The organism is Bradyrhizobium vignae (assembly GCF_004114425.1).
In the GTDB taxonomy this organism is placed as follows: Bacteria; Pseudomonadota; Alphaproteobacteria; order Rhizobiales; family Xanthobacteraceae; genus Bradyrhizobium; species Bradyrhizobium vignae.
The window spans coordinates 71,224-84,860 of the sequence record NZ_RDQF01000007.1 but is presented as its reverse complement, the minus strand read 5'-3'; the positions used below and the strand labels follow the sequence as shown (position 1 = coordinate 84,860).

At 65.0% G+C, this 13,637-nt stretch carries 13 protein-coding genes and 1 pseudogene; 9 read left to right on the top strand and 5 right to left on the bottom strand.

Annotated elements, in window-relative coordinates; translation table 11 throughout:
* Nucleotides 1-7 precede the first annotated feature (7 nt).
* The gene (locus EAV90_RS08315) at nt 8-631 is read right to left on the bottom strand and encodes a ParB-like protein (protein WP_129143142.1); all 624 of its coding nucleotides are present in this window, start codon (nt 629-631) and stop codon (nt 8-10) included.
* A 333-nt stretch (nt 632-964) separates the two neighbouring features.
* Here EAV90_RS08315 and EAV90_RS08310 point away from each other — a divergent pair, with 333 nt between their 5' ends.
* From EAV90_RS08310 to EAV90_RS08285, 6 genes are all read left to right on the top strand, one after another.
* Nucleotides 965-1,306, top strand: coding sequence for a hypothetical protein (locus EAV90_RS08310; RefSeq protein WP_129143141.1), 342 nt, complete (start codon nt 965-967; stop codon nt 1,304-1,306).
* Nucleotides 1,307-1,540: 234 nt separating this feature from the next.
* Nucleotides 1,541-1,828, top strand: a complete 288-nt coding sequence (locus EAV90_RS08305) for an acyl carrier protein (RefSeq protein WP_063700473.1) — start codon at nt 1,541-1,543, stop codon at nt 1,826-1,828.
* Between the two features lie 10 nt (nt 1,829-1,838).
* Nucleotides 1,839-2,309 (top strand): 3-hydroxyacyl-ACP dehydratase FabZ family protein, encoded by a 471-nt coding sequence (locus EAV90_RS08300; protein WP_027571684.1) that lies wholly within the window; start codon nt 1,839-1,841, stop codon nt 2,307-2,309.
* Nucleotides 2,306-3,511, top strand: a complete 1,206-nt coding sequence (locus tag EAV90_RS08295) for a beta-ketoacyl-ACP synthase (protein ID WP_122403820.1) — start codon at nt 2,306-2,308, stop codon at nt 3,509-3,511. The genes EAV90_RS08300 and EAV90_RS08295 overlap by 4 nt, the downstream gene beginning before the upstream one ends.
* A 21-nt stretch (nt 3,512-3,532) precedes the next feature.
* On the top strand, nt 3,533-4,810 hold the full coding sequence (locus EAV90_RS08290; RefSeq protein WP_122403821.1) for a beta-ketoacyl-ACP synthase: 1,278 nt from the start codon (nt 3,533-3,535) through the stop codon (nt 4,808-4,810).
* Between the two features lie 8 nt (nt 4,811-4,818).
* Entirely contained in the window at nt 4,819-5,751 is a 933-nt protein-coding gene (locus tag EAV90_RS08285; protein WP_122403822.1) for a lipid A biosynthesis lauroyl acyltransferase, read from the top strand.
* Between the two features lie 89 nt (nt 5,752-5,840).
* Here EAV90_RS08285 and EAV90_RS08280 read toward each other — a convergent pair whose 3' ends face one another.
* From EAV90_RS08280 to EAV90_RS08270, 3 genes are all read right to left on the bottom strand, one after another.
* Nucleotides 5,841-6,116: a DUF5615 family PIN-like protein gene (locus EAV90_RS08280; RefSeq protein ID WP_208738476.1), complete on the bottom strand. Its 276-nt coding sequence runs from the start codon at nt 6,114-6,116 to the stop codon at nt 5,841-5,843.
* Nucleotide 6,117: 1 nt separating this feature from the next.
* Nucleotides 6,118-6,348, bottom strand: a complete 231-nt coding sequence (locus tag EAV90_RS08275; RefSeq protein WP_129143140.1) for a DUF433 domain-containing protein — start codon at nt 6,346-6,348, stop codon at nt 6,118-6,120.
* Between the two features lie 85 nt (nt 6,349-6,433).
* Complete coding sequence (locus EAV90_RS08270; RefSeq protein WP_245509483.1) at nt 6,434-8,179, bottom strand: tetratricopeptide repeat protein; 1,746 nt, start codon at nt 8,177-8,179, stop codon at nt 6,434-6,436.
* A gap of 157 nt (nt 8,180-8,336) precedes the next feature.
* Between EAV90_RS08270 and EAV90_RS40410 the strand changes: the two genes are divergently transcribed.
* The 3 genes and pseudogenes from EAV90_RS40410 (at nt 8,337) to EAV90_RS08260 (ending at nt 12,372) form a co-directional block, all read left to right on the top strand.
* Nucleotides 8,337-9,134, top strand: coding sequence for a hypothetical protein (locus tag EAV90_RS40410; protein WP_164936835.1), 798 nt, complete (start codon nt 8,337-8,339; stop codon nt 9,132-9,134).
* Nucleotides 9,019-9,282, top strand: a pseudogene (locus tag EAV90_RS41625) (autotransporter-associated beta strand repeat-containing protein); the annotation flags it as partial. The gene EAV90_RS40410 and the pseudogene EAV90_RS41625, both read left to right, overlap by 116 nt.
* Complete coding sequence (locus EAV90_RS08260) at nt 9,283-12,372, top strand: autotransporter outer membrane beta-barrel domain-containing protein (RefSeq protein ID WP_129143138.1); 3,090 nt, start codon at nt 9,283-9,285, stop codon at nt 12,370-12,372.
* Nucleotides 12,373-12,527: 155 nt separating this feature from the next.
* On the opposite strand, the gene EAV90_RS08255 is transcribed toward EAV90_RS08260, so the two are convergent.
* Complete coding sequence (locus tag EAV90_RS08255) at nt 12,528-13,634, bottom strand: polyamine ABC transporter substrate-binding protein (RefSeq protein ID WP_129143137.1); 1,107 nt, start codon at nt 13,632-13,634, stop codon at nt 12,528-12,530.
* Nucleotides 13,635-13,637 lie beyond the last annotated feature (3 nt).

Genomic DNA, 13,637 nt, shown 5'->3' with positions numbered 1-13,637 from the left:
CACTGCCCTAATCATCGTCTGCCGGACCGCACCAGCCGGGCAGATAGACCGCAGCCTTGCTTCTGGCCGCGGCCATCGCCTTCTCGAGCGCCTTGTCGAAATTGGCTTCCACCGCCTTGCGCGAGACCTGCCGACGCAGGAAGTCGGCCCACAGGAATTCGGAGAAGGGCGTGGTGTCCTTGGCGAAGCCGCCCATGCGGCGCAACTCGCCGGCAAGGCTGCGGAACGGATCGTCCTTGAGGTCGGCGACCGATTTCGGCAGGTCGCGGAATGACCGCCGCTCGCCCTTGGCGTCGTAAGGATAGACCCATCGCTTGTTGTCCATGACGCCCCAGAACGCTTCGCGCTCGACCATCCTGAGGTCGCCGACGATCGTCACCAGCACCTCCTTGACGCCTTCATCGTGCAGCGCGCGGCCGAGATGATGATGGTCGATCACGTAGTAGCGCAAGTCGGGGCCGTAGACGACGGGGATCATGTGCTTGCCGAGCAGGTCGGCCTGCTTCGTCTTGTTGCGCTCGCGCCAGCGCTTGCGCTTCTCCTTGACCTCGCGCATGCCGACCGTCATCTGTGTCGGCCGGAGCGACAGGATCGGGACAGGATGCACTCGCGGCTCGCGCGTATTGGTCATGATCGAAAGGTCCTCGCATGGTTGCAGCTGATGGTCCGGGTTCTCGCGACTATGCCATGGGCCCTCGCGGGACAAAATCCGTTCGGATAGGACGCGGAGATCACAAGTCGACCGATAGAGCGAGGGTACGAACCTCGTGGCCGTCGTTGGGCCTGTCGTTGCAGCGCAACCCGCCCGCCCCCAGCTCGACGGCCGGTTCCCCGATCGCTCCACGCCAGCCCTGCGCACAAATAGTGCAGACCAACAAATGCACGCGAGCATTGAGAAGATTTTCTGCAACGCGCTGCTCACGTGTGCTATCTAAATCGGTGCTTCGGAGTGATCCCCGCCCCCATGAACAATCAGCGGCCCATAAGCTCTGATGACGAGCACCGGGTGCTCCAGTTCAGGCCGCGCACCCCGCCTTTCAAGGCGGCCCAGCCCGGCAGCGGCACCGTGCAACCGCTGCGCGTCGCACCTGAACGGCTGGACCTGTCGCGCTACGAGCAGCCCCGCGCCGAGCCCGACAATTTCCGCCAACGCATGCTTGCCAACATCGCGGCGCTGGCCTTCACCATCGCGCTGACCGCGATCGGGATCTGGCTCGCCGTCAGCATCGCCGACCTGCGTCGGACCCAGGATTGCGTGCTGATGGGCCGCCGCGACTGCGTCAAGATCACGACGCCGCATATTTAGGACCGGCCCGGCGCCGGCGCCTCGCCGAATGGGTCCCCGGCCGGCATCCCCAACCCTGTCCCTCGCTATCCCATGGGCCCGCCCGGCTCCATTGAACTCAGGGCGGCGCTCCGATATACGGGCTTTCGACCCGGCCAGAGGGGGGTTTGAGGGCGTCATCAGGGGCGCGATGCCCGCCCACCGTGCCACTCTGGACAATCTGAAAAATACCCGCAATATATCAAAGGCTTAGTGATGTCTTCCACATTCGATCAGGTCGCCACGATCATCGCTGAAACCTGCGACATCCCGCGCGACACGATCACGCCGGATAGCCATGCCATCGATGACCTCGGCATCGACAGCCTCGATTTCCTTGATATCGCGTTCGCGATCGACAAGCAGTTCGGCATCAAGCTGCCGCTGGAAAAGTGGACTCAAGAGGTCAACGACGGCAAAGCGACCACCGAGCAGTATTTCGTGCTGAAGAATCTGTGCGCCCGCATCGACGAACTGGTTGCGGCCAAGGGCACGAGCGCCTAAGGGCGCGGTCATGCAACTCGAATACTTCCACATGATCGATCGCATCGTCGACCTCAAGGTCGACGAGAAGACGATCGTCGTCGAAGCGCAGGTTCCGAAGGAAAGCACCATCTTCGAGGGACACTTCCCGGGCTATCCCTTGATGCCCGGCGTGCTCCTGATCGAATCGATGGCGCAGGCCTCGGGCTGGCTTCAGCTCGGCGTGTTCAAGTTCGAACGCATGCCGATCCTGGCCGCCGTGAAGGAAGCCAAGGTCCGCGGCTCGGTCTTCCCCGGCGATCTCATGAGCATCGAGGCGAGCCTCACCCATGAAGGCTCCGGCTATGCCATGACCGAGGCCAAGATCAGGGTCGGCGGCAAGCTGCGCGCGAATTCGGCGCTCACTTTCACGCTGATCCCCTTCCCCAATGCGGATATGCGCTCCCACATGGACGCGATCGCCAAGCGCGTCGGATTTCCGCAACAGGCCGTATCGCCATGACTGACACTCCCGCTTCGAAGCCGGGCCAGACCGAGGTCTGGATCACCGGCATTGGGCTCGCCACCTCGCTCGGCGAGGGCCTGGACGCCAACTGGGCCGCGCTTCAGGAGAAGCGCATCAATGTCGACGAGAAGGGCTTTGCACCCTACGTGGTGCATCCGTTGATGCCAGTTGCCTTCGACAACCAGATCCCGAAGAAGGGCGACCAGCGCCAGATGGAAGCCTGGCAGCGAATCGGCACCTATGCCGCCGGTCTTGCGCTCGATTCTGCCGGCATCAAGGGCAACAAGGACATCCTGTCGAAGATCGACATGGTGATCGCCGCCGGCGGTGGCGAGCGCGATCTCAACGTCGACAGCGGCGTGCTGACGGCCGAGGCCAAGGGCGCCAACGCGCCCGGCTTCCTCAACGAGCGGCTGATGAGCGATCTCAGGCCGACGCTGTTCCTGGCCCAGCTTTCGAACCTGCTCGCCGGCAACATCGCCATCGTGCACGGCCTGGGGGGCACATCGCGTACCTTCATGGGCGAAGAGGTCGCCGGCGCCGATGCGGCCCGCATCGCGCTTGCGCGCATCGCCTCGGGCGAGAGCGACATCGCGCTGGTCGGCGGCTCGCACAATGGCGAGCGCAAGGACTTGCTCGTCCTCTATGAATTCGGCGACTTCAATCTGAAGGACAAGTTCGCACCGGTGTGGGCACGCAAGGACCATCCCGGCTTTGCGCTCGGCTCGGCCGGCGCGTTCCTGGTGCTGGAATCGCGAGCGCATGCGGAAGCGCGCGGCGCCAAGCCGTTCGCCAAGCTCACGAGCGTCGTTGCCGACCTCGCCCGCCGCAAACAGCCCGGCGACATGGCCGCGACGCTGGAGAAGCTTTGGGGAAAGCTGCCCAAGCGCGAGGGTAAGAGCGCGATCATATCGGGAGCGACCGGCGCCGAGCCCGCGACCTCGGAAGAACGCGGTTTCCTGAAGAATCATGCCGACCTCCCGGTCCGCTCGACCGGCACGGTGTTCGGCCACGCCATGGAGACGCAATTCCCGCTCGGAATCGCGCTCGCTGCGCTGTCGATCTCGCGTGGTGCTCTATTCCCGCCGAACGATTCAACCGGGACCGAGATTGAAATGCAGGGCGCGCCTACCCAGATCGTGGTGGTGGGAGCCGGACACTGGCGCGGCGAAGGCATGGCGCTGGTCGAGGCGGTTTAGTTAGCTCAAGCGGGGATCGACATGACTGCACCACGCGACAAACTCGGGCGTCCCGTCGTCGTCGTCACCGGCATGGGCATCATGACCTCGCTCGGTGCCGGCAAGGCCGACAATTGGGCGAAGCTCGTCGCCGGCGAATCCGGCATCCGCACCATCACCCGCTTTCCGATCGACGGGCTCAAGACCACGATGGCCGGCACGGTCGATTTCGTCAGCGTCGATCCGTTCTCCTCCACCGCCCTGTCCGAACGGATGGCCGAGCTGGTGACGCAGGAAGCGCTGGAGCAGGCCGGCATCGGCGCGAAGGCCGATTTCCCGGGTCCCCTTTTCCTTGCGGTTGCACCGGTCGAGGTCGAATGGCCGCAGCGTCGCGAACTCGGTCGCGCCGTCGGCCAGCTCGACATCACCTATGACGATTTGCTGCGCATTTCCGGCGGCGGCAAGTACAGCGCCTACCATCATCGCTTCATGTTCGGCTCGGTCGCAGCCCATCTCGCCGAGACGTTCGGCACCAAGGGCTCGCCGATCTCGCTGTCGACGGCCTGCGCCTCGGGCGCGACCTCGATCCAGCTCGGCGTCGAGGCGATCCGCCGCGGCGAGACGGACGCCGCGCTGTGCGTCGCGACCGACGGCACCGTCAACCCGGAAGCGCTGGTGCGCTTCTCGCTGCTCTCGGCGCTGTCGACCCAGAACGATCCGCCGCAGGCGGCTTCCCGCCCCTTCTCCAAGAACCGCGATGGCTTTGTGATGGCCGAAGGCGCCGGCGCCCTGGTGCTCGAGAGCTACGAGGCGGCGACTGCGCGCGGGGCAAAGATCCTCGGCGTGATCGCCGGCTGCGGTGAGCTCACCGATTCCTTCCATCGCACCCGCTCCTCGCCCGACGGCAAGCCGATCATCGGCTGCATGAACAAGACGCTGGCCGATGCGGGCATGACGCCGGACCAGATCGACCACATCAACGCGCACGGCACCTCGACGCCCGAAAACGACAAGATGGAGTTCAACACGACATCGGCCGTGTTCGGCGAGCTCGCGCAGAAGATTCCGGTCACCTCCAACAAGTCGATGGTCGGCCACACCATCTCGGCCGCCGGCGCGGTGGAGGCGATCTTCTCGCTGCTCACGCTGGAGCATCAGCGCATTCCGCCGACGATCAACTACGAGACGCCGGATCCCACGATCCTGTTCAACGTCGTCGGCAACAAGGCGCGCGATGCCCGCGTCACCGCGGTGATGTCGAACTCGTTCGGCTTCGGCGGCCAGAACGCCTCGTTGATCCTGACCCGCGAACCGGCCTGACCGGACGCATGGCGCTGCTGACTGCGAGCACGAAGGCCCGCGCGCGGGAGGCTGCCAAGTCGCTCGGCGGAAGTCTGATCGGCGCGGCGACCGTCGCGATGCTGCGCACCACGCGCTATTTCGATCCGGTCAAGACCTCGGATTTTTTCGCGCGCGCCGTGAAGCTGATCGGCCCGCGCCTGCGCGAGCACCGCATCGGCCGCGCCAATCTCACCGCCGCCTTTCCGGAGAAATCGCCGGAGGAGATCGAACAGATCCTGATGGGCGTCTGGGACAATCTCGGCCGCGTCGGCGCCGAGTTCGCCCATATCGATCATGTCTGGGACTACGACCGCGATGTCCCGGAGAAGAGTCGGATCGAAATTTCTCCGCGCAGCATCGAGCTGTTCGACCAGATCCGCGAAGACGGCAAGCCGGCGCTGATCTTCGCCGCGCATCTGGCCAATTGGGAATTGCCGGCGCTCGCCGCCGTCGCGCACGAACTGGATACCGCGATTCTCTATCGCCGCCCGAACATCGCTTCCGCCGACCGCATCATCCAGGAGATGCGCCAGGTCAACATGGGCACGCTGATCCCGGCCGGCCGCGATGCGCCGCTGCGGCTCGCGCAGGCGCTCAAGGACGGCAAGCACGTCGCGATGCTGATCGACCAGTATCTGACCGCAGGTGTCGAGGTCACCTTCTTCGGCCGCAAGACCCGCGCCAACCCGATGCTGGCGCGCCTCCTACGCCAGATCGAATGCCCGATCCACGGCGTGCGCATCATCCGCCTGCCCGGCGGCCGCTTCCGCGGCGAGCTGACCGAGGAGATCCCGCCGGTGCGCGACGCCGAGGGCAGGATCGACATCCAGGGCACGACCCAGGCGATCACGAGCGTCGTGGAAGGCTGGGTCCGCGAGCATCCCGAGCAATGGCTGTGGCTGCATCGAAGGTGGCGGTAGACGCTGGTGCTATTTGCTCAGCGGCCGCATTCGGACTCGGCCGGGCTCGATCACAGAAAAATGGCCCACCCAATCGTCACGGGCCAAGATTAGGTCGGCGAGGACTTTGCCAATCCGCCCGGGTGCCGGCGGAGGGATGCGTAATAATACGATACCGCATGCGGCCGGTAGCGGTGACGCTTTGGCCATTCCCCAAAGTCCTTATCGAAGGTGAGCAGGATCCGTTGTTCGTGCGAAGCCTGCGCCAATACTTCGCGATCGCTGCTACCAGGCGCCGAAGCTCTGATCCAGATGACGTCGTGACCTGATGCGCGAAGTGCATCGACCGCGGAGCCAGGAAAATTCTCGTCCGCGAGGAAACGCATCTCAAGCTGCGGTCGGGTGAACCCGTTCGGGGCTAAGGGAATCGCGCGCGTAAGCCAGACAGGCGAGAATGTCCTCGCGCGAAAGGCCTGGATAGTTGGCCAAAATGTCGGCTTCGCTCCAACCGTCTGCCATCAGTCCGATGATGAACTCGACCGCAATGCGGGTCCCGCTAATCACGGGCTTCCCAGCAAGGACATCAGGTGCGAGCGAGATGCGAGAATGCTCAGTCATCAGTTGGGCTCAATCGCTGCGTTCGAGGCCCATACTAGCTCAAATTTCCATCATGCGCGATTGAGAAATTCGACGCTCATACGCCCTACTGCTCCGGCAGTCCCGCATCCACCTCGGCCTGCACGACACGCTCCCAGGCCTCGACACACACCGGGCTCGCGTTCTTCATCGGCGGCGAGACGCTTTGTCTGGTCGTGCCGGGCCGCAGCTTCAATCCCTCGGCGATCGCCGCCCTCGCCTCCTCGAGGCGGCCCGTTCTCTGATAGGCGGCCCCAAGCAGGAAGTGCGAGCGGCCGGTCCCGGGCGTGATGGCGATCGAACGCTGTAGCCAGGGCAACGCCTCCTCGTAGCGCCCCATCAAGGCATAGGTCATGCCCGCGCCGAGTAGCCAGGTCCAGCGCGAGGCCTGCGGCGTGTCGTAACGATCGGCCTGCAGGAACGTCGCGAGCGCATCGTCGAAGCGGCCGAGATAGAGCTGCCCGAGGCCGATCAGATAGAGCGCAGATCCGTTCCACGGATCGAAGCTCAAGGCCTTGGCGCAGGTGACGAGACTCTCGACAAAATGGTTGGTCGCGCTGAGGAAGCGGCAATAGGCCTCGAGCACCGCAATCGAATTCGGCTTCGACCGCAGCGCCTGCTCGAGCGTCGCGTTGGCCCTGGCCTCGACCGCGACAGCCTCCTCCGGGCTGAACCAGACCATCTGGATGCCGCGCATCTGCAGCGAAGCGAGCGCAACCGCGATGTCGAGATTGTCGGGGTAGTCGCTGAGCGCCTTCTGCAGCATGGCCTGTGCCGCGCCAAAACGCTCGCGCGTGGTCTGGTTGATCGATGCGAGCGCCTGCTCCACGGCCACCTTGTCGCCGCCGGCCGACGCTCCCGCGACCGGGGCGCGCGGCACACGCGCCTCCAGAATTTCGTTGAGACGGCGCGCAAGCCCATGACCGACGCCTGCGACGAGGCGCGACTGCGCGAGCTGCGCATCCATCTCCTCCGCGGCGACCGACGCTGCGATGACCGACTGGACCTCGCCAGTCGCGGCCTTGATGATGCGCGCACGCAGCGTCCAGGACTGGTCGCGACGCTCTAGTTCGCCGCGCAGCTCGTAATCGGACGGTGTGAGGGACGCAGCAGTACCGTCGCCGCCCTTGGCCGCCAGTCGCGGCGCAACCACGCTGATGTTCTGGACCTTGGCAAAACCGTCGGTGAGGCGCGCGGTGACCTCCGCGGCCATCGCCGCGCCGCGCGCGTCCTTGCTGTCGTCAACGATCGGCATCACCGCGAGCCGCGGGGGCGTTCGCTTGAACAGAAGGTCCGGCTTCAGCGCGGGCGCAGCAACCGCGAGCCCCATGACGATCACACAAAGCCCGGCGACGGCGGCAACAGTGGCCTGCCGGCTCAAGCCGAACATGGCGCGCTGCGGCCCCACGGCGGCGACCTCGGCCGGTGGCAGGGGCGCAACCCCGCCGGTCGGGTCCGTCGCCGTCCGCTCGGCCGGCGCCGGATCGGCGGCGGGCGCAGCCACGACCTCCGTCGCCAGCAAATAGCCGCCGCCGGAAGCGAGCTTGATCAGCTGCCGCCGCTCGTCGCCGAGCGCTGTGCGAAGCTCCCTGATGCATTGAAACAGGCTGTCCTCGCCGACATGGACGTTCGGCCAGACCGCCTCCATCAGCTCCTGCTTGCTCAGCACGCGGCCGCCGCTGGCGGCAAAGAGCCGGAGCATCTCGAAAGTCTTGGGCCGGAGCTTGATCGGCGTGCCATCGGCCCCGCGCAGCTCCGCACGCTGCTGATCCAGCTCAAAGCCGGCGAAACGAAGCAAGTGATCCCCCAACACGTCTCTCAAGGCGGCTCCATATAGCGGAAGTCTGCCGAAAATGCCCGAAAATCGGGTCTGAAACACAAATATCAGAAACTTTCAGAAATGAGCCAAGCCCTTATCAGGACACCAATCCCCACCCGATGCGAAGAATCCGGTCGAGGACTCGGACCCCGTGCTGGGGGAAGTGGTGAGGACGGGGAAAGATTATTTCAAAGCGACCCGCCACCTGCGGGCCGCGCTGCTGACGTCGTCGGCACTGGCCTTGGCCTGGACCCTGCCGGCCGGGCCGACGCGCGCCGCGTCGGACGGCACCTGGCTCGCCTCCCCCGGCAGCAACGATTACGGCAACGGCGCCAATTGGGACGGCGGCTTCGTGCCTGTCGGCACGGCCTCGTTCGGTACCTCCAATACCACCAGCCTGGTGATTGCGATCGCCAGCGTCGGCGGCTGGACCTTCAATGCCGGCGCCTCGAACTACACGTTTGCCGTCGGCAACTCGCTGAACTTCACGGGCGCCGGCATCACCGTCAACGGCGGCAGCGTCACCATCAACATCAACGGCGGCGGAGATCTGTCTTTCTCCAACACCAGCTCGGCCGGCAGCGCCACCATCACCAACAACAACTACCTGCAGTTCTTCGGCAACAGCGCGGCGGGCAACGCCTCCATCACCAACACCAGCTTCAACATGCTGTTCTTCAACGACTTCAGCACGGCAGGTCGACGCCACCATCACCAACAACGTCAACGGAAATCTGTCTTTCTACAACAACAGCACGGCCGGCAGCGCCACCATCATCAACAGCGGCAACCTGCGTTTCCTCGATGCCAGCACGGCCGGAAGCGCCACCCTTATCAACAACGTCGGAGGCTCCGTCGATTTCTCGAACAGCACCGGTCCGCACGGCGACGGCAGGCTGAGCGCAGGCTCGATCGCGGGCGCCGGCGCTTACAACCTCGGCGCCAATGAGCTGACGGTCGGCTCCAACAATTCCTCGACCGAGGTCAGCGGCATCATCTGGGGCGCCGGCGGCTCGCTGGTCAAGATCGGCACCGGCACGCTGACCCTGTCGGGCGCCAATAGCTATACCGGCGGCACCACGATCAACGGCGGCACGTTGCAGCTCGGCAGTGCCAGCAGCGTCGGCTCCATTGTGGGGACCGTCAACGTCGGCAGCTCGGGCGCATTCAATGTCTTCAACGCCGACACCAGCGGCATCACCACCATCACCAACGGCGGTCTTCTGAACTTCAGGAACACCAGCACGGCCGGCAGCGCCACCATCAACAACAACTACTATCTGTACGTCTGGGACACCAGCACAGCCGGCAGCGCCATCATCACCAACAACCGGTTCTTGGGGTTCTACAATCTCAGTTCGGCTGGCAGCGCCACCATCACCAACGGCGGCACGCTGAATTTCAACGACACAAGCACGGCCGGCAGTTCGGCGATCACCAACCACGCCATCATCCATTTCGTGGACAACAGCACGGCGGGCACCGCCACGATCTTCAGCGACAGCACTCTGTCGTTCAATGCGAACTCCACTGCCGGCGGCGCGACCATTACCACTGACGGCGCCGGCACTCTGGAATTCCGTGACACCAGCACGGCCGGTAACGCCACGATCGTCAGCACCAGCGGCGCCACGCTGACTTTCCTCAACACCAGCAGCGCCGGCAGCGCAACCATCACGAACGAAAATGACGCGCTCTTCAGGGACAGCAGCACGGCGGGCAGCGCCACGATCTCCAACGTCGGCTTTGGCACTATGAATTTCCTCGAAGCCAGCAGCGCCGGCGGCGCAACCATCACGAACGGGAATGCTCTGTACTTCCGGGACAGCAGCACGGCGGCGAGCGCAAATATCACCAACAATGGCGGCATCGCATTCTACGGGTCCGCCACTGCCGGCAACGCGACCATCACCAACAATGGCAGTATAACGTTCTTCGCCAACAGCACAGCCGGCAACGCGGTCATCATCAATAATGCCAGCAGCTTGGTCGATTTCAGTCCCACCGGGGGCCCCAACGGCGACAACAAAATCAGCGCCGGCTCCATCGCGGGCGCTGGCCTTTACCTGCTCGGCGCCAATGAGCTAACCGTCGGCTCGAACAACCTCTCGACCGAGGTGAGCGGCGATATCAACGGCGCCGGCGGCTCGCTGGTGAAGATCGGCTCCGGCACGCTGACCCTGTCGGGGGCCAATACGTATACCGGCGGCACCACAATCAATGCGGGCACGCTGAAGATCGCGGGCGCCGGCACGCTTGGCGCCAGCAGTGCCGGCACAAATGTTGCGGGTGGCACGCTCGATCTTGGCGGCACGGCACAGACCCAGGACGGCGGCGTGACGGTGACGGGTGGTCGCATAACCAACGGCACGTTGTCATCGTCCGGTTTGTTCGACGTACGAGCCGGCATTATCGACGCCAGTCTCGCGGGCAACGGCGCGCTGACCAAGGTCGGCAGCGGCGCGTTGACGCTGACGGGCGCGAATACCTACACCGGCGCGACGATCGTGAACGGCGGCACGCTGGCGGTGAACGGCTCGATCGCATCGTCGAGCAGCCTCACCGTGAACAGCGGCGGCACGCTCGGCGGCACCGGCATCGTCGGCAACACGACGATCGCGAGCGGCGGCACGCTGGCGCCGGGCAATTCCGTGGGCACCCTCACCGTCGGCGGCAGCCTCGCCTTCAATGCCGGCAGCTTCTACAGGGTGGAAGTCTCCGCCACCGCCGCCGACCGGACCAATGTCTCGGGCACCGCGACGCTGACCGGCGCCACCGTGCAGGCGGTGGCGCCGCCCGGCAGCTTCCGCAGCCAGACCTACGCCATTCTCAATGCGACCGGCGGCCTTGCCGGGACGAAGTTCGCCGGGCTGAGCGTGAGCGGCAGCTTCAGCCCCACCCGCAACCCGCACCTCACTTACGACGTCAACAACGTCTATCTCGTGCTCGATCCCAGCGCGATCGTGCTGCCGGCGGGCACAGGCGCCAACCAGAGCAACGTCGCCGGCGCCATCAACAAGGCGGTCGAGGGCGGCGCGACGCCGCCGGCCGGCTTCGATGCGCTGCTCAACATGGGCCAGCCGCAGCTCAACCACGGGCTCAGCCAGGTCTCCGGCCAGCCCGGCGCCGCCGGCACGCAGGCCTCGTTCAACGCCACGCAGCAGTTCATCGGCATGCTTGATCCCTTTGGCGGCGGCGGCACGGACGGCGAGCGCGGCGGCACGGCCAGCGATGGCGGGACGCTGGGCTACGCTTCCACCGCACCAAACGACGCCGGGCTACGCGAAGCCTACGCCGCAGTGACACCGCGCGAGGCGAGCGGCGAGGTCATCGACCGGCGCTGGGGCGTGTGGGCCTCCGGCTATGGCGGCGCCAGCACGTTGAACGGCAACGCCGCATCAGGTTCGAGCACCACCACCAGCCACATCTACGGCACCGTGGTCGGCGCGGACTATCGGATATCGCCGAACACGCTGGTCGGCTTTGCGCTCGGCGGCGCCGGCTACAACTTTGCGCTGTCCGACAGTCTCGGCAGCGGCCGCGCCGACCTGTTCCAGGCCGGCTTCTACGGCCGCCACAATTTTGGGCCCGCCTATATCTCAGCAGCGCTCGCCTATGGCTGGCAGGACGTCACCACCGACCGCACCGTGACGGTCTCAGGCACCGACAAGCTCACCGCCAATTTCAAGGCCAGCACCTTCTCGGGCCGCCTCGAAGGTGGCTGGCGCTTCGCACCAATCCGCGCCTCCAGCTTCGGCGTGACGCCCTACGCGGCCGCACAAGTCACCACATTCCACCTGCCCGGCTATGGCGAGACCGCGATCGCCGGCAGCAACCAGTTCGCGCTGTCCTACACCGCGCAGGACACAACAAATGTCCGCACCGAGCTCGGCGCCCGCACCGACCAGCGCTTCCTGGTCGATAACGGCGTGCTCACGCTGCGCGGCCGGCTCGCCTGGGCGCACGACACCAACACCAGCCGTCTCGTGAACGCCGTCTTCCAGACGCTGCCGGGCGCTGCCTTCACCGTCAGCGGCGCGCGTCCCGCCGCCGACTCCGCGTTGGCCGGCGGCCGGGCCGAAATGAAATGGAAAAACGGCTTATCGCTCGCAGGCACCGTCGAGGGCGAATTCTCGCGCAGCACGCAGACCTACACCGGCAAGGGCACGGTGCGGTATGAGTGGTAGGAAGCGCCTTGCTCTCGCGCTGCGCCCGCACGTCGATTGAGCCAAGCCGGATCGCGACTTAAGCACCGCCACCGCCGGCAACCCGCAGATGGCGTTTCTACTGTGCATGGGGTTGTTTTGCGGAATTTCGTTTGTCGGGTCGGCTCCCAAGCCGCCTACCGCCCCGTCTTCACCTTGGTCCACAGCCGGTTGATGATGCGCTGGGTCGCCGGCTCGCGCGCCGTGATGACGAACAGCTTTGCGAGCGTCGCCTCGTCGGGATAGATGTTCTTGTCGTTCAGAATCTTCGGGTCGACCAACTTTTGGCTCGCGAGGTTGCCGTTGGCGTAGGACAGGAAGTCCGAGTTCTTGGCGGCAACGTCGGGGCGGTAGAGATAGTTGATCAGCTCGTAGGCTTCGCTGACGTTCTTGGCATCCGCGGGGATCGCGAGATTGTCGAAGAACATCTGCGCGCCCTCCTTCGGGATCGCGTAGCCGATCTCGATGCCGCTCTTGGCCTCGGCCGCGCGGGCACGCGCCTGCATGATGTCGCCGGACCAGCCGACGACGAAGCAGATCTCGCCGGTCGCGAGCGCGCTTAAGTATTCGGACGAGTGGAATTTTCGCACGGAGGGGCGGACTTTTGCCACGACATCGGCGGCCTTCTCCAGGTCCGCCTGCTTGGTCGAATTCGGATCGAGCCCGAGATAGTTCAGCGCCGCCGGGAAGATGTCGTCGGCGGAGTCGAGCATGTGCACGCCGCAGTCTTTGAATTTTGCCAGGTTCTCCGGCTTGAACACGACGTCCCAGCTCTCGATCTTCGCGTCGGCACCCAGGATCTGCTTCATCTTGGCGACGTTGTAGCCGATGCCCGTCGTGCCCCACATATAGTTGGCGGCGTAGACGTTGCCGGGGTCATAGGTGGCGAGGCGCTGCGTCACCATCGGCCAGGCATTGGCGAGGTTAGGCAGCTTCGTCTTATCGAGCTTCTGGAAGATGTTCGCCTTGATCTGGCGCTGCAGGAAGTAAGCCGTGGGCACCACGACGTCGTAGCCGGACTTGCCGGCCATCAGGCGGGTCTCCAGCGTCTCATTGGCGTCGAAGGTGTCGTAGACCACCTTGATGCCGGTCTCCTTGGTGAAGGCTTCAAGGACGTCCGGCGCCATGTAGTTGGACCAGTTGTAGAAGTTGACGATTCGCTCCTCCGCGCCTGCAGGAGCGGAGAACAACGTCAGCGCTGCGGCGATGGTAAGATGAAACCTCGAGCGGCTGACGTTCGTCATCAC